The sequence below is a fragment of the Actinomadura sp. NBRC 104412 genome (assembly GCF_030269515.1).
Taxonomy (GTDB): Bacteria; Actinomycetota; Actinomycetes; order Streptosporangiales; family Streptosporangiaceae; genus Spirillospora.
This window is the reverse complement of the sequence record NZ_BSTM01000017.1, coordinates 132,829-154,298: the sequence shown is the minus strand read 5'-3', so window position 1 is coordinate 154,298 and position 21,470 is coordinate 132,829. Positions and strand designations below refer to the sequence as shown.

At 72.3% G+C, this 21,470-nt stretch carries 17 protein-coding genes; 3 read left to right on the top strand and 14 right to left on the bottom strand.

From position 1 onward, the window contains the following. Positions 1-727 precede the first annotated feature (727 nt). The 11 genes from QSK21_RS21810 to argC all read right to left on the bottom strand — a co-directional run bounded on the left by QSK21_RS21810 (position 728) and on the right by argC (position 13,298). The gene (locus QSK21_RS21810) at positions 728-973 is read right to left on the bottom strand and encodes a hypothetical protein (RefSeq protein WP_285698427.1); all 246 of its coding nucleotides are present in this window, start codon (positions 971-973) and stop codon (positions 728-730) included. Between the two features lie 1,350 nt (positions 974-2,323). After that, positions 2,324-3,598 carry a tyrosine--tRNA ligase gene (gene tyrS, locus QSK21_RS21805; RefSeq protein ID WP_285698425.1) on the bottom strand — a complete coding sequence of 425 codons (1,275 nt, stop codon included), beginning with the start codon at positions 3,596-3,598 and terminating at the stop codon, positions 2,324-2,326. 291 nt (positions 3,599-3,889) lie between these two features. Beyond that, positions 3,890-4,546, bottom strand: a complete 657-nt coding sequence (locus tag QSK21_RS21800) for a DNA-3-methyladenine glycosylase (protein WP_285698423.1) — start codon at positions 4,544-4,546, stop codon at positions 3,890-3,892. A gap of 14 nt (positions 4,547-4,560) precedes the next feature. Further along, complete coding sequence (gene argH / locus QSK21_RS21795) at positions 4,561-5,994, bottom strand: argininosuccinate lyase (protein WP_502871585.1); 1,434 nt, start codon at positions 5,992-5,994, stop codon at positions 4,561-4,563. Between the two features lie 180 nt (positions 5,995-6,174). Further along, on the bottom strand, positions 6,175-7,377 hold the full coding sequence (locus tag QSK21_RS21790) for an argininosuccinate synthase (protein ID WP_285698419.1): 1,203 nt from the start codon (positions 7,375-7,377) through the stop codon (positions 6,175-6,177). 50 nt (positions 7,378-7,427) lie between these two features. Continuing rightward, positions 7,428-7,979, bottom strand: coding sequence for an arginine repressor (locus tag QSK21_RS21785; RefSeq protein WP_285698417.1), 552 nt, complete (start codon positions 7,977-7,979; stop codon positions 7,428-7,430). 82 nt (positions 7,980-8,061) lie between these two features. Continuing rightward, positions 8,062-8,970 carry an ornithine carbamoyltransferase gene (argF, locus tag QSK21_RS21780; protein WP_285698414.1) on the bottom strand — a complete coding sequence of 303 codons (909 nt, stop codon included), beginning with the start codon at positions 8,968-8,970 and terminating at the stop codon, positions 8,062-8,064. Next, the gene (locus tag QSK21_RS21775) at positions 8,967-10,190 is read right to left on the bottom strand and encodes an acetylornithine transaminase (protein WP_285698412.1); all 1,224 of its coding nucleotides are present in this window, start codon (positions 10,188-10,190) and stop codon (positions 8,967-8,969) included. The genes argF and QSK21_RS21775 overlap by 4 nt, the downstream gene beginning before the upstream one ends. Next, on the bottom strand, positions 10,187-11,119 hold the full coding sequence (gene argB, locus QSK21_RS21770) for an acetylglutamate kinase (RefSeq protein ID WP_285698410.1): 933 nt from the start codon (positions 11,117-11,119) through the stop codon (positions 10,187-10,189). The genes QSK21_RS21775 and argB overlap by 4 nt, the downstream gene beginning before the upstream one ends. Further along, positions 11,116-12,273 carry a bifunctional glutamate N-acetyltransferase/amino-acid acetyltransferase ArgJ gene (gene argJ, locus QSK21_RS21765; RefSeq protein ID WP_285698408.1) on the bottom strand — a complete coding sequence of 386 codons (1,158 nt, stop codon included), beginning with the start codon at positions 12,271-12,273 and terminating at the stop codon, positions 11,116-11,118. The genes argB and argJ overlap by 4 nt, the downstream gene beginning before the upstream one ends. Continuing rightward, positions 12,270-13,298 (bottom strand): N-acetyl-gamma-glutamyl-phosphate reductase, encoded by a 1,029-nt coding sequence (gene argC, locus QSK21_RS21760; RefSeq protein ID WP_285698406.1) that lies wholly within the window; start codon positions 13,296-13,298, stop codon positions 12,270-12,272. The genes argJ and argC overlap by 4 nt, the downstream gene beginning before the upstream one ends. Positions 13,299-13,434: 136 nt before the next feature. Between argC and QSK21_RS21755 the strand changes: the two genes are divergently transcribed. Genes QSK21_RS21755 through QSK21_RS21745 form a run of 3 tightly spaced genes read left to right on the top strand, consistent with a single transcriptional unit; the run spans position 13,435 to position 15,874 of the window. Next, positions 13,435-14,022, top strand: coding sequence for a MarR family winged helix-turn-helix transcriptional regulator (locus QSK21_RS21755; protein ID WP_285698404.1), 588 nt, complete (start codon positions 13,435-13,437; stop codon positions 14,020-14,022). 11 nt (positions 14,023-14,033) lie between these two features. Then, complete coding sequence (locus tag QSK21_RS21750; protein ID WP_285698402.1) at positions 14,034-15,032, top strand: ABC transporter ATP-binding protein; 999 nt, start codon at positions 14,034-14,036, stop codon at positions 15,030-15,032. Then, positions 15,029-15,874, top strand: coding sequence for an ABC transporter permease (locus QSK21_RS21745; protein ID WP_285698399.1), 846 nt, complete (start codon positions 15,029-15,031; stop codon positions 15,872-15,874). Before QSK21_RS21750 ends, QSK21_RS21745 begins: the two co-directional genes overlap by 4 nt. A 7-nt stretch (positions 15,875-15,881) precedes the next feature. On the opposite strand, the gene QSK21_RS21740 is transcribed toward QSK21_RS21745, so the two are convergent. From QSK21_RS21740 to pheS, 3 genes are all read right to left on the bottom strand, one after another. Then, the gene (locus QSK21_RS21740; protein WP_285698397.1) at positions 15,882-17,507 is read right to left on the bottom strand and encodes an ABC-F family ATP-binding cassette domain-containing protein; all 1,626 of its coding nucleotides are present in this window, start codon (positions 17,505-17,507) and stop codon (positions 15,882-15,884) included. Positions 17,508-17,796: 289 nt separating this feature from the next. Beyond that, positions 17,797-20,280, bottom strand: a complete 2,484-nt coding sequence (gene pheT, locus QSK21_RS21735) for a phenylalanine--tRNA ligase subunit beta (RefSeq protein WP_285698395.1) — start codon at positions 20,278-20,280, stop codon at positions 17,797-17,799. Further along, positions 20,280-21,389, bottom strand: a complete 1,110-nt coding sequence (gene pheS, locus QSK21_RS21730; RefSeq protein ID WP_285698393.1) for a phenylalanine--tRNA ligase subunit alpha — start codon at positions 21,387-21,389, stop codon at positions 20,280-20,282. Before pheS ends, pheT begins: the two co-directional genes overlap by 1 nt. Positions 21,390-21,470 lie beyond the last annotated feature (81 nt).

Sequence of the window (21,470 nt, the reverse complement as noted above, 5' to 3'; positions counted from 1 at the left end):
AATCCCAGCAAACACGCGCGCCCACCCACCAAACAGGCGAACCACGCGCATTGCCTCAAAGAAATCCCCACCACAAACCACCCCACCAACGGGACGGCCTGCGGCCACGGGGCGATCCACCCACCCCAAAAGGGCGAATGAACCGAAAAGGCACTGGCTTTTAACACGCTGTTGAGTTCTCAAGAAACGGACACCCACCGCGCCAGACCCGCTCACGCAAGCCCAGCCTCGGGGCAACCCTTCCATGGTACCCGAATCGTCCGATTTGTCAAGATTCGACCGATTCGGTAGCCCTCGCAGCATCGACCGCACGGATCGTCTCCGTGCCATCGAGTCATGAGGGATCCCCCGGGCCGGCCGCCTCTCGGCGTCCCGCTCCCCTTGGGGCAGATAAGAGATTAGGTCGGCCCCGTCACAGCGTCAAATCCGCGCCCACACGCCATGAAGTCGCAGGTGAAGGGCCGTTTTCGGGCGCTGGAACACACTCGGGCACGGGCCTTGTGACCGCACTGTTACCAGATTTCAGCGATCTTTTTCCTGGACGCCCCCCGCGAACGCGCCGGAACCCAGTCGAAGTCGACCCCGGCTCCCACGTCACGCCAAGCCCTGGGCATCCGCGACGCCGTGCGGGGACGCCTGTCAGGGATATCGGTTCAGAGGCGGCTTCAGCCGAGCATCCGCGCCGGCTGGGATGCGCGTCGTCCTCGCCCCTGTGAAGGACGACGCGTCAGGCCGCCGCGAGGAGCCGGCACGGTGCGTAAGCGCGGTTCACAGCATCCAAAGCCCAGCGCATCCTCTCCCTGTAGACCTCCGGATGGTCACCGGCCTCCTGCGCGACATGAGCGGCGCAGACGTCCGGACCGGCCATGAGCAGCCGCTCCCCTATGGCCGCCCGCACCCGCGCCGCCGTCGGGCGGCCGGAAGCCTGCAGCGTCGTGGTGTACAGCACCTGCGCCAGATCCGAGGCGTTCATGATGGCCTTCTCTCCCAGCGGTGGCCTCCCGCTCCACCAAGAACGCTACGCGGGGGGTCTGACAATTTCGGGACGGGCCGAGACCGCTCAGGAGATCACATAGCGGTCGTACCCCAACCGCGCGAGCCGCTCATGGGCCGCCCAAGCCACCTCATCGACCTCCATAGGGGGTCCAAGGCGTACCCCCCAGCTCCCCGTTTCAGGCCGGACAGCACCGGTTGGCCGGCACGTCCACCCGCCGCTGAGTTCACTCGCCATGGGCTCCTTCCCGCCCTTCACCCATAGCGCTTGGGGCGGTTGAGGCCGCACTGGACAGCGCGAGCGCGACAGTGGCCAACCGCGTTCAGCACGTCCTGACAGACAACGCCTGGGCCTACCGCAAACCGGCCGCCTGACACCAGACCCCGAACCAGCCAGGCGTCTCCGCACGACTCACCCACGCCTACCTGCGCCGCCGTGGCATCGCCGCCGACCTGAACCCGACACCGGCAACCGATGCGACCGTCCACCCGCCTCCGCCCCGACCGACCATCAGGCATCACGTCCTGCAGCGCGAAACCAACCACCTCACACACCACCGCCTTACACCAGACCCCGAACCAACCAAACATCCCCGCACAACTCACCCACACCCACCCCCACCGCCACGACATCACCGCCAACCAGAACCCAGCACCAGCAACCGATACAACCACCCACCCGCCTCCACCCCAACCATCGGCATCACCACCCGCAGCACGGAACCAACCACCTCACACACCACCGCCTTACACCAGACCCCGAACCAGCCAGGCGTCTCCGCACGACTCACCCACGCCTACCTGCGCCGCCACGGCATCACCGCCGACCTGAACCCGACACCGGCAACCGATGCGACCGTCCACCCGCCTCCGCCCCGACCGACCATCAGGCATCACGACCTGGAGTGCGGCATCAACCGCCTCACGCGTCACCGCGCCGTGGTTACCAAGCTCTCCGTCCGTTACCAGGCCAGCCTCCGCATCACCGCTATCAAGGACTCCGCCTACTTCGCACACGTCATAGAACGCCATCGGTGGATGATGGGCTCAGCCGCTCGTGTGCCACCGGCCTCCGGATGCTTTTCGTGGCATCGGGTCCTTTTCGGGCGGCTGATTCCCCTGGGCCGCCGCAGTACGGCGCCACGGGGCACGGCCCCGGTTGACGGGCACCATGGTCCTCCTCTGGCTGGGCGCGGGAGCATGGACGGCAGGCCGATTGGGGGTACCAAGATGCACTGGGCCGGGATCGGTGTAGCCGATCCCGGCCCAGGGGCGTGTCGCCTTCCTTCCCGGTGGCCGGTGCCGCGCCGGGGACGGCGTCCCTGCGTTGTCAGGGGCGCGTGACCTCGATGCCGCCCACGTTGCGCTTGCCTCGGCGCAGGACGAGGAACCGGCCGTGGAGGAGGTCCTCGGCCGTCGGGACGGCGTCCTCCGACTCGACCTTGACGTTGTTCACGTACGCGCCGCCCTGGCTGATGGTGCGCCTGGCCTCGGACTTGCTCTTGCACAGGCCGGACGCGGCGAGCAGGTCGACCACCGGCGGCAGGTCGCCGGGGGGGACCTCGGCTCGGGGCACCTCGGACAGGGCCGCGACCAGGGTCCGTTCGTCCAGCTCGGTCAGGGCGCCCTGGCCGAACAGGGCACGCGACGCGGCGATCACGCGGGCCGTCTCGTCGGCGCCGTGGACGAGGGTGGTGACCTCCTCGGCCAGGGCGCGCTGCGGGACGCGGGCGGCGGGACGGTCGATGCCCTGCTTGACCAGGTCCTCGATCTCCTCCCTCGGCCGGAAGGAGAACACCTTGAGGTAGCGTTCCACGTCGCGGTCGTCGGCGTTGAGCCAGAACTGGTAGAAGGCGTACGGCGTGGTCAGCTCGGGGTCGAGCCAGTACGTCTCGCCGCCGGCGGTCTTGCCGAACTTGGTGCCGTCGGCCTTGGTGAGCAGCGGGGTGGTGAGGGCGTGCGCGGAGCCGCCCTCGACACGCCTGATCAGGTCCACCCCCGCGGTCAGGTTGCCCCACTGGTCGCTGCCGCCGGTCTGCAGGACGCAGCCGTACCGACGGTACAGCTCCAGGAAATCCATGGCCTGGAGGAGGACGTAGCTGAACTCGGTGTAGCTCATCCCCGTCTCAAGGCGGCTGCGGACGGTCTCCCGGGCCAGCATGCGGTTCACCGGGAAGTGCTTGCCGATGTCGCGCAGGAACGCGATGGCCGACAGGGAGCCGGTCCATTCGAGGTTGCTGACCATGGTGGCCGCGTTGGGGGCGTCACCGAAGTCCAGGTAGCGGGACACTTGGACGCGGATCCGCTCGACCCAGCCGGCGACGGTCTCCTCGGAGTTCAGCGTCCGCTCGGCGCTCTTGCCGCTGGGGTCGCCGATCAGCCCGGTGGCGCCGCCGACCAGCCCGATCGGACGATGCCCGGCCTGCTGGAAGCGGCGCAGGACGAGGATCTGGATGAGGTTGCCGAGGTGCAGCGAGGGCGCCGTGGGGTCGAAGCCGCAATAGAGCGTGACCGGTCCCGCGGCGAGCCGTGCCCGCAGTTCGTCCAGGTCGGTGGACTGCGCGATCAGGTCGCGCCACGCGAGATCCTCAAGGATGTCGGTCACGTTCTCCCTCGTCTCTCCTTCGGCTCAGGTGCCACTGGTGGTGCGTTCCCACCAGGGTGCCCGATGGCTCGCCGTTCACGGTAACGGTATTCACCGGCCGACCATGAAATACCGGGACGGCATGAAGATCTTGTGTCCGGAGGTGAACCGCGCGTCGGCGGGCCTGCCGGTGTAGAGGCTGTACCGCTTCGCGCCGCCGAGGTCCCAGGACGATCCCGGCGTAGTGGGTGCCGCCGTCGGCGTAGTGATCGTGGCAGGCTGCCGATGCCGGTCACGGAACGCGGCGCCTGGTCATGATCGGCCTCCGTCCCCGCGCGAGCCGCCGGACGCCGCCGGTCTGCGCTTGCGTGGGACGTGGGGACGGTACGGGGAGACGGTCGGGTCTCCGTCGATCCAGAACCGCCAGGGGGTGTCCTTGCCCCCGTTCACGCCCGTCCGGGGTCCGGTCCGGATGAGGGACGGGTAGGCGGGCTGTCCCGGTGTGATCCGCATGGGACCGGTGGGCGAGCACACGTCCAGGCCGTTCTGCTCACGGGCGATGCCCAGCGCCATGCACAGCCGTGCGGGGCCGCGCGCCAGGTCGCGGTCGGTGGAACGGGGCCGCCGTGAACGGGCGGTCTCCTTCCCCGCGACGATCTCGCCCGCGCGCAGCAGGACGGCGGAGGCCGTGCCGTCCGGCCCGCAGACGAGGTTGACGCAGTAATGCATGCCGTAGGTGAAGTACACGTAGGCGTGCCCAGGGGGGCCGAACATCACGGCGGTGCGAGGGGTGAGTCCCCGGTACGCGTGCGAGGCCGGGTCGAGGGGACCCGCGTACGCCTCGACCTCGGTGAGGCGCACCGCGACGTTCTCGTGGGCGAACACCCGTCCGAGCAGGTCCGGGGCCACCTCCTCGACGGGACGGTCGAAGAAGTCCCGCGGCAGCGGTTCGGGAGGTTCCGCCGTCATCCCCTCATCCCCGCTCAGAGGCCGGTGCCGTTGTTCTCGGAGCCCGCTGCCCAGGCGGCGTGCCCGTCCACGAGGCCGCGCAGCTCGGCGATCTGCTCGCGGACGCGGTCGGGCGCGGTGCCTCCGTGCGCCTTGCGGGACGCCAGCGCGCCCTGCACGTTGAGGACCTCGCGCACGTCCGGGGTCAGGTGCGGCGACACGTTGAGCAGTTCGTCGTCGGTGAGGTCGTCGAAGTCCTTGTCGTTGACCTGGCACCAGACGACGAGGTGCCCGACGACCTCGTGCGCGTCCCGGAACGCCACGCCACGCCGGACCAGCAGCTCGGCAAGGTCGGTGGCGAGCGCGAAGCCGTCGGGCGCGGACGCCTCCAGGCGCTCGGTGTTCACCCGCATGGTGGCGACGAGCCCGGACATGGCGGGCAGGACGAGCAGCAGCGTCTCGACGGCGTCGAACGCGCCCTCCTTGTCCTCCTGGAGGTCGCGGTTGTAGGTGAGCGGCAGTCCCTTCAGCGTGGTCAGCAGCCCGACCAGGTGGCCGATGAGCCGCCCGGCCTTGCCGCGGGCCAGCTCGGCGACGTCCGGGTTCTTCTTCTGCGGCATGATCGACGACCCGGTGGCGTAGGTGTCGTCCATCTCGATCCACCGGAACTCCTGGGACGCCCAGAGGCAGATCTCCTCGCCGAGCCGGGACAGGTGGACGCCGGTCAGCGCGGCGGCGAAGAGGAACTCGGCGACGAAGTCGCGGTCGGCGACGGCGTCCATGGAGTTCGGCGCGGCCGAGTCGAAGCCCAGCTCGGCGGCGGTGGCCTGCGGGTCGAGCGGCAGGGACGAGCCGGCCAGCGCGCCCGAGCCCAGCGGGGACACCGCGGCGCGCCGGTCCCAGTCGCGCAGCCGGTCGATGTCGCGGGTGAGCGGCTGGACGTGGGCGAGGAGCTGGTGGGAGAACAGCACGGGCTGGGCGTGCTGCAGATGGGTCATGCCGGGGGCGGCGACGCCGAGGTTGTGCTCGGCCTGGGTGATCAGCGCGGTCTCCAGCTCGACCAGCCGCGACACGATCTGCCGGACGTGGTCGCGCAGGTAGAGCCGGAGGTCGGTGGCGACCTGGTCGTTGCGGCTGCGGCCGGCGCGCAGCTTGCCGCCCAGGGCGCCGAGCCGTTCCAGCAGGCCGCGTTCCAGGGCGGTGTGCACGTCCTCGTCGGCGGCGGTGGGACGGAACGCGCCGGACCGGCACGCCTCCTCCAGGTCGTCCAGGGCACCGAGCATGCGGTCCAGCTCGTCGGCGGTGAGCAGCCCCGCCCGGTGGAGCACGCGGGCGTGGGCGCGCGAGCCCATCAGGTCGTAGGGGGCGAGCCGCCAGTCGAACTGGACGCTCACCGAGAGCCGCGCGAGCGCGTCCGACGGGCCGCCCTCGAACCGGCCGCCCCACAGTCGCGTCGGTGCCTTGGTCACGTGGATTCCTCTTCTTCCCACCGTCGGGGGTCGTCCGGGCATGCCACCGCGGGCCTTCCGGCATGGGCCGGCCGGAAGGCCGCGCGCGATGTGCCCCTTACGGTACTGCCACCGGCGTGCGCACCGGCAACGGACGGCGGGGACCCCGTCCCCGGGCCGCCCGGGCGCACGCTGCCGCGGTCAGAGCGCCTGCTCGCGGTCCCGCATGGCGGCGATCTTGCTGGGCAGGCTCCACAGCTCCACGAAGCCCTTGGCCAGGCTCTGGTCGAAGGTGTCGCCGGTGTCGTAGGTGGCAAGGTCGTAGCTGTAGAGGGACGAGCCGGAGCGCCGTCCCGTCACCACGGCGCGGCCGCCGTGCAGGGTCATCCGGATGTCGCCCGAGACGTGCTTCTGGGCGTCGGCGATGAAGGCGTCCAGGGACTCCTTGAGCGGCGAGAACCACAGGCCGTCGTACACCAGCTCGCCCCAGCGCTGGTCCACCGACCGCTTGAAGCGGGCCAGGTCGCGCTCGACGGTGACGTTCTCCAGCTCCATGTGCGCGGTGATCAGCGCGATCGCGGCGGGCGCCTCGTACACCTCGCGGCTCTTGATGCCGACCAGCCGGTCCTCGACCATGTCGATGCGGCCGACGCCCTGCGCGCCGGCGCGCCGGTTGAGCTCGGCGACGATCTGGTACGGGGTGAGGCGGCGGCCGTCCAGCGCGACCGGGACCCCGGCCTCGAAGGTGATGATCACCTCGTCGGGCTCGCGGGGCGCGGCCGGGTCGGAGGTGTAGTCGTAGACGTCCTCGATGGGGCCGTTCCAGACGTCCTCCAGGAAGCCGGTCTCGATGGCGCGGCCCCACAGGTTCTGGTCGATGGAGTACGGCGACTTGGCCGACACGTCGATCGGCAGGCCCTTCTCCTCGGCGAAGGCGATGGCCTTGTCCCGCGTCCAGGCGAAGTCCCGCGCGGGGGCGATCACCTTGAGCTCGGGGTGCAGGGCGGAGAGGCCGGCCTCGAACCGGACCTGGTCGTTGCCCTTGCCGGTGCAGCCGTGGGAGACCGCGGTGCCGCCGAACTCCTTGGCGGCGGCCACCAGATGCTTGACGATCAGCGGCCGGGACAGCGCGGACACCAGCGGGTAGCGGTCCATGTAGAGGGCGTTGGCGCGCAGTGCCGGGACGCAGAAGTCGGCGGCGAACTCCTCCTTGGCGTCCACCACGACGGCCTCGACGGCGCCGCAGGCCAGGGCCCGCTTGCGGATGGTGTCCAGGTCCTCGCCGCCCTGGCCGACGTCGACGGCCACGGCGATGACCTCGCCGCCGGTCTGCTCGGCCAGGAACGGGATGGCGACGGAGGTGTCCAGGCCCCCCGAATAGGCGAGTACGACACGCTCGCTCATGCTGTTCGGTCTCCTCTGGAAAGAATGCGGGATGTCGGATGGACGGCTGGTCACGGGGCCTGGGCGGTGCCGCCGCCAGGCCCCTGGCTTCGTCGTTCGCGGCCAGCGGCCAGCCTGAGCAGGGCCTGCGCCAGCTCCTCCCCGCCGTCCGGGCTGCGGGCGATCACCAGGATCGAGTCGTCGCCCGCGACCGTGCCCAGCACCGAGGGCCACTCGGCGTGGTCGATGGCCGAGGCCAGGTACTGCGCGGCGCCCGGCGGGGTGCGGACCATGACCAGGTTCGCCGACGCCTCCGCCGAGACCAGCAGCTCGGCGGCCAGCCGGCCGAGCCGCCCGGTGAACGACTCGGTGTCCCCGCCGGTGCGGGCCCGCCGGATCCGCTCGCCGCCCTCCCCCGGGACGGCGTAGATCAGGCTGCCGTCGTCGGCGCGAAGCCGGACCGCCCCGATCTCCACCAGGTCACGCGAGAGCGTGGCCTGGGTCACCTCGACGCCCTCGTCGGCCAGCAGCTTGGCCAGCTCGGCCTGGGAGTGGACGGGGTGACGCGTCAGGATGTCCACGACCTTGGCCAGCCGCGCCGCCTTGGTCATCGGGATGCTCATGGGACCACCCCTCCGCCACGGTGGGGCCACGGCCCGCCGCGCCCTCCGGCCGGGGCCGCCGGCATGTCCGCGCCGTGCCCGGTCATGACAGCAGCCATGTGAGGAGGGCCTTCTGGGCGTGCAGGCGGTTCTCGGCCTCGTCCCAGACCAGGCTGCGCGGGCCGTCCAGCACGGCGGCGGAGATCTCCTTGCCGCGGTAGGCGGGCAGGCAGTGCAGGACGACCGCCTCGGAGTCGGCCTGGGCCAGCAGCGCCTCGTCGACGCGGTACGGCTCGTACAGGGCGGTGTCCTTGCCCTCCTGGCCCATCGACACCCACGTGTCGGTGGCCAGGACGTCGGCGCCGGCCGCGGCCCGCCTGGCGTCGGAGGTGACGGTCACCGAGCCGCCGGTGGACGCGGCGATCTCCTCGGCGCGGGCGACGACGGCGGCGTCGGGCGGCAGCTCCTCGGGGGCGCCGATCCGGACGTGCATCCCCGCGGTGGCGCAACCCAGCAGGTAGGAGTGGGCCATGTTGTTGGCGCCGTCGCCGAAGTAGGCGAGGGTGACCCCGGCGAGGCCGCCCTTGGCCTCCCGTACCGTCTGCAGGTCGGCCAGCACCTGGCAGGGGTGGAACTCGTCGGTGAGCGCGTTGATCACCGGGACGGTGGTGCCGTCGGCCATCTCCTCGATCCGCGACTGCCCGGCCGTGCGCCACACGATCGCGGCGGCCTGCCGTTCCAGCACGCGGGCGGTGTCGGCGATGGTCTCGCCGCGCCCGAGCTGGCTGGTGCCGGCGTCCAGGACGAGGGCGTGCCCGCCGAGCTCGGCGATGGCGACGGCGAAGGACACCCGGGTGCGGGTGGACGGCTTGTCGAACAGCACCGCCACGGTCTTGGGGCCGTCGAGGGGACGCTTGGCGAACCGGTCCCGTTTGAGGGCGGCGGCCAGGTCCAGCACCTCGGCCTGCTCGGCGGGCGCCAGATCGTCGTCCCGGAGGAAGTGCCTGGTCATGAAGTCTCCTTCCGGTCGGCGTCCTCGGTCGCCGCGTCCAGGATGGCGGGGAGGGCGTCCACGAAAGTCCGCGCCTGCTCGTGGGTGAGGACGAGGGGAGGCGCGAGCCGTACCGCGTCCGGCTGGAGGGCGTTCACCAGGAACCCGGCGTCGCGGGCGGCGGCCTCGACCTTCGCCGCCCGGTCGGCCGTCAGCACCAGCGCCCGCCACAGGCCGCGTCCCCGGACGCCGTCCAGCAGCGGATGGTCGATGGCGGTGATCCCGGCGGCCAGCCGTTCCCCCACCTCGGCGGCACGGTCGAGCAGGCCCTCCCCGGCGATGGTGTCCAGCACGGCCAGGGCCGCCGCGGCGCCGACCGGGTTGCCGCCGAAGGTGCTGCCGTGATCGCCCTTGGCGAAGATCGTGCCGTGCGGGCCGAACGCGACGCACGCGCCGATCGGCAGCCCGCCGCCCAGCCCCTTGGCCAGCGTCAGGATGTCCGGGGTGGCGGTGCCCAGCTCGTGCTGGAAGGCGAACCAGGCCCCGGTCCGCCCGATCGCCGACTGGATCTCGTCGGCCACCAGCAGCGCGCCGGTGGCGTCGCACACCTGCCGGGCCGCCGCGAGGTACCCCTCGGGCGGCGGGACGACTCCGGCCTCGCCCTGCGTGGGCTCCAGGAACACCGCCGCGCAGTCCTCGGTCACCGCGGCCTTGAGCGCGTCCGCGTCCCCGTACGGGACGAACCGCACGTCCCAGGCGAAGGGGCCGAACGGCTCGCGGATGGACGCCTTGCCGGTCAGCGACAGCGCGCCCAGGCTCCGGCCGTGGAAGCCGTTCTCGGCCGCGACGAAGTACGAGCGGCCGGTGGCCTTGCCGTGTTTGATCGCGAGCTTGAGCGCGGCCTCGTTGGCCTCGGTGCCGCTGTTGGCCAGGAACACCCTGGCCTCGGCGCCCAGCAGTTCCAGCAGCCGCTCCGCCAGCAGCACCTCGGGCTCGTTCAGGAACAGGTTCGAGGTGTGCGCGATGCCCGCGACCTGCGACGACACCGCCTGGACCAGCGCCGGGTGGCCGTGCCCCAGGCTGCTGACCGCGATACCGGCGATCAGGTCGAGGTAGGCGTTGCCGTCGGCGTCCCAGACCCGGCAGCCCTCGCCGCGCACCAGCGGCAGCGGCGGCACCCCGTAGTTGGGCATGAACGCGGCCTCGAACCGCTTTCTCAGGTCGTCGTTACCACTGGTCATGGGGTGGTCTCCTCGGCGTCGGCGGGGGTGGCGCCATCGAAGGCGGCGGGCAGCACCATCGTCCCGACGCCCTCATCGGTGAAGATCTCCAGCAGCAGCGCGTGCGGTACGCGGCCGTCCAGCACGTGCGCCTGCGGCACGCCGCCGCGCACCGCGCGCAGGCACGCCTCCATCTTCGGGACCATGCCCGACGACAGGCCCGGCAGCAGCTCGGCCAGCTCGTCGGTGGTCAGGCTGTCGATCACGTCGTCGGAGTCGGGCCAGTCCGCGTACAGGCCCTCCACGTCGGTGAGGACGACCAGCTTCTCCGCGTCCAGCGCGACCGCCAGGGCCGCGGCGGCGGTGTCGGCGTTGACGTTGTAGACCTCGCCGTCGTCGCCGCGCGCCACGCTGGAGACCACCGGGATCCGGCCGTCGTCCAGCAGCGCCTTCACCGCGCCGACCTGCACCTCGACGATCTCGCCGACCTGGCCGATGTCGACCGGCTCGCCGTCCACCACCGCCCGCTTGCGCTCGGCGGTGAACAGGTTGGCGTCCTCGCCCGACATCCCGACCGCGAACGGGCCGTGCCGGTTGACCAGGCCGACCACGTCCCGTCCGACCTGGCCGACCAGGACCATCCGGACGACCTCCATCGCCTCGGGCGTGGTCACCCGCAGCCCGGCGGTGAAGGTGGACTCGATCCCGGCGCGGTCCAGCGCCGCGTTGATCTGCGGGCCGCCGCCGTGCACGATCACCGGCCGCAGCCCCGCGTACCGCAGGAACACGATGTCCTCGGCGAACGAGGAGCGCAGCGCCTCGTCCGTCATCGCGTGCCCGCCGTACTTGATCACGACGGTCCTGCCGTGGAACCGCTCCAGCCACGGCAGCGCCTCGATCAGCGTGGCGGCCTTCTCCAGGGCGCGCTTCCTCCGCTCGGTGCCGGTCATGTCGAGTACGCCGAGTTCTCGTGGACGTAGTCGGCCGTCAGGTCGGTCGTCCAGACCGTGGCGCTGTGCGGGCCGGCGGACAGGTCGACGGTGATGGTGACGTCGCGGGCACGGAGGTCCACCTTGTCGCGGTCGTCGCCGATCGAGCCGTTGCGGCAGACCCAGACGCCGTTGATGGCGACGTTGAGCTGGTCCGGCTCGAAGACCGCGCCGGTGGTGCCGACCGCGGCCAGCACCCGGCCCCAGTTGGGGTCCTCGCCGTGGATGGCGCACTTGAGCAGGTTGTTGCGGGCGATGGCGCGGCCCGCCTCGACCGCGTCGTCCTCGCTGTCGGCGCCGACGACCTCGATGGTGATGGCCTTGGCCGCGCCCTCGGCGTCCACCAGGAGCTGGCGGGTGAGGTCGGCGGCGACCTCGGTGAGCAGCGCGGTGAACGCGGCCTCGTCCGGGGTGACGCCGGACGCGCCGGAGGCCATCAGCAGGACGGTGTCGTTGGTGGACAGGCAGCCGTCGGAGTCCAGCCGGTCGAAGGTGACGCGGGTGGCGGCGCGCAGGGCGCGGTCGAGCGCGGCGGCGTCCAGGTCCGCGTCGGTGGTGATCACGCAGAGCATGGTGGCCAGGGACGGGGCCAGCATGCCCGCGCCCTTGGCCATCGCGCCGATCCGGTAGCCGCCCTCGCCCTGCCGGAAGGCGATCTTGGCGACGGTGTCGGTGGTGCGGATCGCGTCGGCGGCGGCCAGCCCGCCGTCGCCGCGCGACAGCTCGGCGCCCGCGGTCTCGATTCCGGCCAGCAGCGCGTCCAGGGGAAGCCGCTCGCCGATCAGCCCGGTGGAGCAGACCGCGATCTCCCCGGCCGAGTCGTCCAGCACGGCGGCGGCCTTCTCGGCGGTGGCGTGGGTGTCCTGGAAGCCCTCCGAGCCGGTGCAGGCGTTGGCGCCGCCGGAGTTGAGCACCACGGCGCGCAGCCTGCCGCCCTTCAGCACCTGCTCGGACCACAGCACCGGCGCGGCCTTCACGCGGTTGCGGGTGAAGACGCCGGCGGCGGCGCGGGACGGCCCGTCGTTGACGACCAGTGCCAGGTCGCGGGCTCCGCCGCCCTTCAGCCCTGCGACGACGCCGGCGGCGCGGAAGCCCTGTGGGGCCGTGACGCTCATGGGGACACTCCGATCGTGGTGAGACCGAGTTGCTCGGGGAGGCCGAGGGCGAGGTTGGCGCTCTGGACGGCGCCGCCCGCGGTGCCCTTGGTGAGGTTGTCGATGGCGACGACCACGACGGCGCGCCCGGCCCGCGCGTCGTGGGCGACCTGGACCAGCGCGGTGTTCGCGCCGAGCGTCATGGACGTGGCGGGCCACTGCCCCTCGGGCAGCAGCGAGACGAACGGCTCGCCGTCGTAGGCCAGCCCGTAGGCGTCCCGGAGGGTCCGCAGGGTGACGCCGGGCAGGACCTTGGCCGTGCAGGTGGCCAGGATGCCCCGGCTCATGGGCGCCAGCGTGGGGGTGAACGAGACGGTGACAGGCTTGCCGGCGACCCGGCTGAGGTTCTGGACCATCTCCGGGGTGTGCCGGTGGACGCCGCCGACCCCGTACGCGGACATCGAGCCCATGACCTCGCTGCCCAGCAGGTGCGGCTTGAGGGAGCGGCCCGCTCCGGAGGTGCCGGACGCGGCGACGACGACCACGTCGGGCTCGACCAGCCCGGCGGCGTACGCGGGGAACATCGCCAGCGTCACGGCCGTCGGGTAGCAGCCGGGCACCGCGATGCGCCTGGTGCCGGTCAGGGCCTCCCGCTGGCCGGGGAGCTCGGGCAGCCCGTACGGCCAGGTGCCGGCGTGCGGGGTGCCGTAGAAGGCGGTCCAGTCGGCGGGGTCGGCGAGCCGGAAGTCGGCGCCGCAGTCGACGATCAGGACGTCCTCGCCCAGCCGCTCGGCCAGCGGCCCGGACTGCCCGTGCGGCAGCGCGAGGAAGACCGCGTCGTGCCCGGACAGGGTCTCGGGGGTGGTCTCCGCCAGGACGCGCCCCGCCAGGGAGCGAAGCTGCGGCTGGAGCGTTCCGAGTTCGGCGCCGGCGTTGGAGCCCGCCGTGAGGGTGCCGATCTCGAACTCGGGGTGGCCGGCGAGGAGGCGCAGCACCTCGCCCCCGGCGTATCCGCTGGCGCCGGCGACCGCCACCTTGATGCCCATGTGTCCCGTCCTCCCCAGGTCAGCAAGCAAGATTATGCATGAGCTTGAAAGAGTATTCAAACACGGGTGCCGTTCCGAGGCGCTTCGCCGACTAATGATTTGACAACTAAATATTCGAGAACTCAGGATGTCGGCCATGGACGACCGGGAGTTCGGCTTCGGGGACCTGACGGCCCTCGGCCCGATGGAGGACTGGCCCATCGGCCGCCTGTTCCTCGCCGCGGCCCGGCTCTCCGGGCCGGTCATGTGGCGGCGGATCGAAGGGCACGGGATCAGCCCCGCGGGGTTCTTCCTGCTGCGCGCGCTGGCCGGCGACGACTGCCTGCGCGCCGGTGACCTCGCCAAACGACTGATGATCTCCCCCGCCACGGTCACCTCGGTGGTCGATACCCTGGAACGCAACGGCCATGTGGAACGGCACCGCGACCGGCGCGACCGGCGGGCGGTGGTGGTGCGGATCACCGAGTCCGGGCTCGCCCTGGTGAAGGTCACCGGGGAGGCGATGGCCGACGACCTCTGGGACCTGTACGAGGTCGTCGACGAGGAGGACGAGCCCGCCGTCCGCCGCTTCCTGATCCGGCTGATCGAACGCTTCGGCTCGGCCCAGAACGGCAGGCCCCCCGGCGAAGCGTCCACGCACTCGAAAGGTTCCACGGCCGCTCCCACGTCCCCGGGTCCCCGCGACACCCCCGAAGGGCGGGACGACCCGATGACGACATCGTGAGAGGAGACAACGTGTCCGCACCCCCCGAGGTCCCGGTGGACACCGGGCCGGACGGAGGCCCGCCCATGGCCGTGCGCGCGGTAGGTCTGCACAAGACCTTCTCCAGCGCGCGCGGCGAGGTGAAGGCGGTCCAGGGCGTCGACCTGGACGTGGCGCAGGGCGAGTTCTTCGGCCTGCTCGGCCCCAACGGCGCCGGCAAGTCCACCACGATCGGCATGCTCACGACGCTGGTGGTGCCCACCGCCGGGCGCGCCGAGGTGTGCGGCCTGGACGTCACCAAGAGCCCCGTCGACGTCAAGCGGCGGATCGGCATGGTGTCGCAGAACAACACCCTCGACACCGACCTCGACGCGTTCGAGAACCTGGAGTTCCGCGGCCGCTTCTTCGGGATGGGACGCAAGGACGCCCGCCGCCGCGCCGACGAGCTGCTGGAGATGTTCAACCTGACCGACCGGCGCAAGGGCAAGCCGATGGAGCTGTCGGGCGGCCAGGCCAAGCGGCTGATGATCTGCCGGGCCCTGGTGCACCGTCCCGAGGTGCTGTTCCTGGACGAGCCGACCGCGGGCCTGGACCCGCAGACCCGGGTCAACCTCTGGGAGGTGCTGCGCAAGCTCCAGGCCGACGGGCAGACCACCGTCCTCACCACGCACTACATGGAGGAGGCCGAGGCCCTGTGCGACCGGGTCGCGGTCATCGACCACGGCAGGGTGCTGGCCATGGACACGGTGGAGGGCCTCAAGACGTCCGCGGGCGCCGACACCGTGATCACCGTGACCTATGACGGCCCGGCCCCCGAGGGCGTGGCCGCACTGCGCGACCGCGAGGCCATCGGCAAGGTGGAGATCACCGGGTCGCAGGTGCGGGTGTTCGCCCGCGAATCCGAGGGCGTGCTCGGCGAGCTGGTCGCCGCCGGGGCCGCCGCGGGCGTCGGCGTCACCGACGCCGCGCAGCTACGGCCCAGCCTGGAGAGCGCCTTCCTCACCCTCACCGGACGGGAGTACCGAGAGTGACCACCGACCAGGCGCTGCTCGCGCCACCGGCGATGCGGACCGGCCTGTCGCGCACGTTCCTGGCGATGATGGCGCGCGACGCGCGGGTGCTGCGCAAGAACTTCACCGGCACCTTCCTGCGGGTGCTGATGCAGCCGATCATGTTCGTCTTCGTGTTCTCCTACGTGCTGCCCAAGATCGGCGCGGCCGGGGCGATGGGCGGCGCCGCGGGCGACGCGAGCTTCGCCACCATCCTGGTCCCCGGGCTGGTGGCCTCCTCGATGGTCATGCAGGCGATGATGGCCGCGATCATGCCGCTGATGATGGAGCTGACCTGGCAGCGCTCCATCACCGACCGGGCGCTGGCGCCACTGCCGATCCCGCTGCTGGCGATCCAGAAGATCACCGCGGCCGCCCTGCAGGGCCTGCTGGGCGGGCTGCTGGTGTTCCCCGCCGTGCTGTTCATCCACGCCGAGGGCCAGGCCCCCGAGGTCCACGTGGGGAACTGGGCGGTGCTGATCGTGATGCTGGTGGCGGGCTCGCTGCTGGCCGCGTCCGGCGGGATGCTCATGGGCACGGTGATCGACCCGCAGAAGGCGCAGATCCTGTTCGCCGTGATCCTGCTGCCGGTCACCATGCTGGGCTGCGTCTACTACCCCTGGGCGGCGCTGCACGACGTGCGGTGGCTGCAGATCGCCAGCCTGGCCAACCCGCTGGTGTACGTGAGCGAAGGGTTGCGGGCGGCGCTCACCCCCGATGTGGGGCACATGGCCACCTGGGCGTTCATGCTCGCGGTCCTGGGCGGCACCGCCGTGCTGATGTGGATCGCCACCCGCACCTTCACCAAGCGCGTGCTCACCTAGCCCGACATCAGCCCTCCATGGGCTCGATCTCGGCCAGCCCGGCGTCCCGGTCCATGCGCAGCCAGCGGGTGATCCCGATCTCGCGCAGGAACGGGACGTCGTGGCTGACCACGATCAGCGCGCCCTGATAGGCGTCCAGGGCCTCGGCGAGGCGGCGGACGCTGTTCAGGTCGAGACTGTTGGTCGGCTCGTCCAGGAGCAGGAGCTGCGGCGCGGGCTCGGCCAGCAGCAGCGAGGCCAGCACCGCCCGGAACCGCTCCCCGCCCGACAGCGTCCCGGCGGCCCGCTCCGCCCGGTCGCCGCGGAACCCGAACCGCGCCAGTCCCGCCCGGATCCGGTTGACCGGGGCGGACGGCGCGGCGGCCCGCACGTTGCCGGCCACGCTCAGCGTGTCGTCCAGGACGTCGAGCCGCTGCGGCAGGTAGCGGACGCCCTCGACCGTGGTTTCGGCCGTCAGCCCGGTGCGCCCCTCGTCCTGCCCGAGGATCGCGCGCAGAAGGGTCGTCTTGCCCGCGCCGTTGGGTCCGGTCAGGGCGATCCGCTCGGGCCCGCGGACGACCAGCTCGGCCAGGGCGGGCGGCTCGGGCGCGTCCAGCCCGGTGAGGGTCAGGACGGTCCGGCCCGCCGGTACGCGGGTCGCGGGCAGGTCGATGCGGATCCCGGCGTCCTCGCGCACGGCGTCCTCCGCCTCCGCCAGCCGCTCCCTGGCGTCCGCCAGCCGTTCCTCGTGCATGATGCGGTGCTTGCCGGCCGACACCTGCGCCGCCCTCTTCCGCGCCCCCATGACGATCTTCGGCTCGCGCTTGCTCTCGTACATCTTGGTGCCGTACCGGGCGCGGCGGGCCAGCTTGACGTGCGCCTCGTCCAGCTCCCTGCGCTGCCTGCGCACCTCGCCCTCGGCCGCGCGGACGGCGCGTTCGGCGGCCTCCCGCTCCACCTCCAGCAGCTCCTCGTAGGCGGACAGGGTGCCGCCGAAGACGCGGACGGAGCCGTCCCGCAGGTCGGCGATCTCGTCCACGCGTTCCAGCAGCTCCCGGTCGTGGCTGACCACCACCAGCACGCCCGGCCAGGACTCCACCGCCTCGTACAGCCGGCGCCGCGCGTCCAGGTCGAGGTTGTTGGTGGGCTCGTCCAACAGCAGCACGTCGGGCCGCGCCAGGAACCGGGCCGCCAGCCCCACCATGACCGTCTCGCCGCCGGACAGCGTGGCGACCGTGCGGTCGAGGCCGACGTGCGCGAGGCCGAGGCGGTCCAGCTCGGCCCGGGCGCGTTCCTCCACGTCCCAGTCGTCGCCGACCGCGGTGAAGTTCTCCTCGGTCGCCTCGCCTTGCTCGATCGCGTGCAGCGCCCGCCGCACGCCGGTGACGCCGAGCAGGTCCGACACCGTGCGGGCCGTGCCCAGCGGAAGGTCCTGCGGCAGGTACCCCACCTCGCCGGAGACGCCGACCGTCCCGGACGTCGGGCGCAGCTCGCCCGCGACCAGCCGGAGCAGGGTCGACTTGCCTGACCCGTTGAGGCCGATCAGGCCGGTGCGGCCCTGGCCGAAGGCGGCGTCCAGGCCGTCCAGGACGACCGTGCCGTCCGGCCACGCGAACGACACCGCGGAACAGACGACGGAAAAGGGGGAAGACATCGCGGACCTCCGAGAACGCGTCGACATGGATCACTGACACGTGGGAGACACCGCGAACGCGCAGCGCGCGGGCACGAAAAAGCCCGGGACGAGGGTCCACACCGAGGTCACGAACGCGTGTGGCGACGGCCACCACGCGGTGTCTGCGACCTCAGTTCTTCAACGGACTCCCCTACCGGGCGACGACAGGACCAGGCCAGCCTACACGACGCCGGCCTCGACGGCACGGACGCGGAAGCGGCTCCACGTCACAACGCGGAGCCGCTTCCCAGGTATTCCTGCGGCCCGGTCAGCCGCGCAGCACGGCCCCCGTGCGCTCGGCCGCGGAGGCGACCGCGGCGTCGCGGGACGCGTTGGCCTCCTCGGTGGTCAGGGTCCGGTCGGGGGCGCGGAAGCGCAGGCTGTAGGCCAGCGACTTGCGGCCCTCCCCCACCTGCTCGCCGGTGTAGACGTCGAACAGCCGGATCGACTCCAGCAGCTCGCCCGCGCCGGCGCGCAGCGCGGCCTCCACCTCGGCGGCGGGCACGGCGTCGTCCACGACCAGCGCCACGTCCTGCGTGGCGACCGGGTAGGACGACACGCGCGGCGCCCTCACCACGCCCGGCTCGCCGAGCAGGCCCAGTTCGAGCTCCATGGCGCAGGTGCGCGCGGGAAGCCCGTACGCCTGGATGACGCGGGGATGCAGCTCGCCGGCGTGACCGACCAGCGTCTCCCCGCGGTAGAGCGCGGCGCAGCGGCCCGGGTGCCAGGGCGCGTGCTGGTCGGCCTTGACCGTCAGCTCCACCCCGGCCTCGGCGGCCACCGTGCGGGCGGCCTGGACGGCGTCGGCCCAGGACGCCGGGCGGCCCCTGCCCCACCAGCCGGACGGCTCCCGCTCCCCGGCCAGCACGACCGCGACCCGCTCGGGCTGGTCGGGCAGCGCGGCCTCCACCGTGGCGATCTCCTCGGCCGTCGGGCCGCGGTCGACGGCGAGCCGCGGCGCGCGCGACGGGGCGCCGGGACGGGGCCGGAACACCAGGCCCATCTCGTACAGGCCCACGTCGCCGAATCCCCGGCCCACGTTGCGGGCCAGCGCCTTCAGCAGACCGGGCAGCAGCGTGGTGCGCAGCAGCGGCTCGTCCTCCGACAGCGGGTTGGCCAGCCGCAGCGCGCGGCGGCGCGCGTCGCCGGCCGGGAGCTGGAGGGCGTCGGCGTCCTTCTCGGCGGTGAACGGGAAGCTCAGCACCTCCACGTACCCGGCGCCGGCCAGCGCGCGGCCGACCCGGCGGCGCAGCCGCTGGCGGGCGGTGAGGCCGCGCCCGGCGACCGGGCGCGGCGCCCGTGCCGGGATCTCCTCGTAGCCCTCCAGCCGGATGACCTCCTCGGCCAGGTCGTTGGGGTCGCGCAGGTCCGGACGCCACGACGGCGGCGTCACCGTCAGCGTGCCGTCCCCTTCGACGGAGCAGCCGATCTGCTGGAGGCGGCGCACCACCGTCTCGCGGCCGTAGCCGACGCCCGCGACGCGGTCGGGGTGCCCGGCCGCCATCGTGACCGTGACCCGCCCGACCGGCGCCTGCACGTGCGTGACCCCCGGGACGATCTCCGCGCCGCCCAGCTCGGCCAGCAGCCGCACCGCCCGCAGCGACGCGTACAGCGGCAGCTCGCGGTCGACGCCGCGCTCGAACCGGTAGGACGCCTCGCTGTGCAGCTTGTGGCGGCGCCCCATCCGGGCGGTGCCGATGTCGTCGAAGTGCGCGGCCTCGATGACCATGTCCCGGGACCGCTCGTCGATCTCGGTGGCCAGGCCGCCCATCGTCCCGGCCATGGAGATCGGGCCGGACCGGTCGGTGATGAGGATGTCCTCGGGGTGCAGCTCGCGCTTGACGTGGTCGAGGGTCTCCAGCCGCTCGCCCTGCCGCGCGCGCCGCACCACGATCTCGCCGGTGAGCTTGGCGCGGTCGAAGGCGTGCAGCGGCTGGCCCAGCTCCAGCATCACGTAGTTGGTGACGTCGACGGCCAGCGACACCGGGCGCATCCCCGCGCGGTGCAGCCGCACCCGCATCCACATCGGGGACTGGGCGGACGGGTCGAAGCCGCGCACCTCCCGCAGCACGAACCGGTCGCACGCGGTCGGGTCGGCGATGCTCGCCGGGTACGCCTCGCCCCGCTGATCCTCGGGCGGAAGCTCGATCGCGGCCGGATCGGTGAACGGGACGCCGTAGGCGATGGCGGCCTCACGGGCGATGCCGCGGATCGACAGCGCGTACCCGCGGTCGGGGGTGACCGCGATGTCGAGGATGTCGTCGCGCAGGCCCAGCAGCTCCATCGCGTCCGCGCCGGGCTCCTCGTCACCGGGCGGCAGGACGAGGATGCCGGTGTGGTCGTCGCCGATACCCAGCTCGCGCACCGAGCAGATCATGCCCTCGGAGACCTTGCCGTAGGTCTTCCGGGCGTCGATCCGGAACCCGCCGGGCAGCACGCCGCCGGGCAGGATCACCACGACCCGGTCGCCCACCGCGAAGTTGGTGGCGCCGCAGATGATGTTCTGCGGCTCGCCGGTGCCGTTGGCGTCCCCCACGTCCACCTGGACGTAGCGGATCGGCTTCTTGAACCCGGTCAGCTCCTCGATGGCCAGCACCCGGCCGACCACCAGCGGGCCGGTCACATCGGCGCCCGCCCGCTCGACCGTCTCCACCTCGAGCCCGGCAGCGATCAGCCGCGCGGCCAGCTCCCGGCCCGTCACCTCGGCCGGGAGCGCCACGTACTCCCGCAGCCACGAAAGCGGGACCCGCATCAGATCTCCATCCCGAACGGGAGGGTGAACCGCACGTCGCCCTCCACCATGTCGTGCATGTCCTCGACGCCGTGCCGGAACATCAGCGAGCGCTCCACGCCGAGCCCGAACGCCCAGCCGCTGTAGCGGTCGGGGTCGATGCCGCAGGCCACCAGCACGCGCGGGTTGACCATGCCGCAGCCGCCCAGCTCGATCCAGCCCTCGGAGGCACAGGTGCGGCACGGCTCCGCGCCCGGCTCGACCGACCCCCCGCGGCACACGAAGCACTGCATGTCCACCTCGGCCGACGGCTCGGTGAACGGGAAGTACGACGGCCGGAACCGCGTGCCCAGGCCCTCGCCGAACATGCCGTGGACGAAGGCGTCGATGGCGCCGCGCAGGTCGGCCATGGTGAGGCCCTCGTCCACCGCCAGGCCCTCCAACTGGTGGAAGACCGGGCTGTGCGTGGCGTCCAGCTCGTCGGTGCGGTACGTGCGCCCCGGCACGACCACGTACACCGGGAGGGGACGCGACAGCATCGCGCGGACCTGCACCGGCGAGGTGTGGGTGCGCAGCACCAGGTCGGTGTCCTCGGACTCCACGAAGAAGGTGTCCTGCATGGTGCGCGCCGGATGGTCCGGCTTGAAGTTGAGGGCGTCGAAGTTGAACCAGCCGGCCTCGACCTCGGGGCCCTCGGCCACCTCGAACCCCATGGAGACGAAGACGTCGGCCATCCGTTCCTGGAGTGTGGTCAGCGGATGCCGGGCGCCGCGCGGCGCGCGGTCCCACGGCAGCGTGACATCGACGGTCTCCTCGGCCAGCACGCGCTGGTCGCGTTCCTCCTCCAGCTCGGCCTGGCGCGCCTTGAGCGCCTGGCCCACGGCGGCGCGGGCGGCGCCGATCCGCCGGCCGGCGTCGGCGCGGGCCGCGGGCGGCAGCGCGCCGATCTCGCGGTTGGCCAGGGCCAGCGGGGACCGGTCGCCGGCATGGGCCAGCCGGACCTTCTTCAGCTCTTCGAGATCGGCCGCCGCGGCGATGGCCGCGATGGCCTCGTCGCGTGCCGCGTCGAGCGCTTCGGGTTGCAACGCGGACACCTCGACAGGGTCGTAGGACTTGTTGGGTGCAGACATGGTGGTGTGAGAACTCCGGTCGGCGTGGAACGCCCGCAGTCTAGTGGGCGGGCGGGAAGGATCCGGAAGGCTCGGCCCGGC

Coding starts and splice junctions, on each gene's coding strand:
- QSK21_RS21810 (WP_285698427.1), bottom strand. CDS start 973: ATGAACGCCTCGGATCTGGCGCAGGTGCTGTACACCACGACGCTGCAG.
- QSK21_RS21800 (WP_285698423.1), bottom strand. CDS start 4,546: ATGACGGCGGAACCTCCCGAACCGCTGCCGCGGGACTTCTTCGACCGT.
- QSK21_RS21790 (WP_285698419.1), bottom strand. CDS start 7,377: ATGAGCGAGCGTGTCGTACTCGCCTATTCGGGGGGCCTGGACACCTCC.
- QSK21_RS21785 (WP_285698417.1), bottom strand. CDS start 7,979: ATGAGCATCCCGATGACCAAGGCGGCGCGGCTGGCCAAGGTCGTGGAC.
- argF (WP_285698414.1), bottom strand. CDS start 8,970: ATGACCAGGCACTTCCTCCGGGACGACGATCTGGCGCCCGCCGAGCAG.
- QSK21_RS21775 (WP_285698412.1), bottom strand. CDS start 10,190: ATGACCAGTGGTAACGACGACCTGAGAAAGCGGTTCGAGGCCGCGTTC.
- argB (WP_285698410.1), bottom strand. CDS start 11,119: ATGACCGGCACCGAGCGGAGGAAGCGCGCCCTGGAGAAGGCCGCCACG.
- argJ (WP_285698408.1), bottom strand. CDS start 12,273: ATGAGCGTCACGGCCCCACAGGGCTTCCGCGCCGCCGGCGTCGTCGCA.
- argC (WP_285698406.1), bottom strand. CDS start 13,298: ATGGGCATCAAGGTGGCGGTCGCCGGCGCCAGCGGATACGCCGGGGGC.
- QSK21_RS21755 (WP_285698404.1), top strand. CDS start 13,435: ATGGACGACCGGGAGTTCGGCTTCGGGGACCTGACGGCCCTCGGCCCG.
- QSK21_RS21740 (WP_285698397.1), bottom strand. CDS start 17,507: ATGTCTTCCCCCTTTTCCGTCGTCTGTTCCGCGGTGTCGTTCGCGTGG.
- pheT (WP_285698395.1), bottom strand. CDS start 20,280: ATGCGGGTCCCGCTTTCGTGGCTGCGGGAGTACGTGGCGCTCCCGGCC.
- pheS (WP_285698393.1), bottom strand. CDS start 21,389: ATGTCTGCACCCAACAAGTCCTACGACCCTGTCGAGGTGTCCGCGTTG.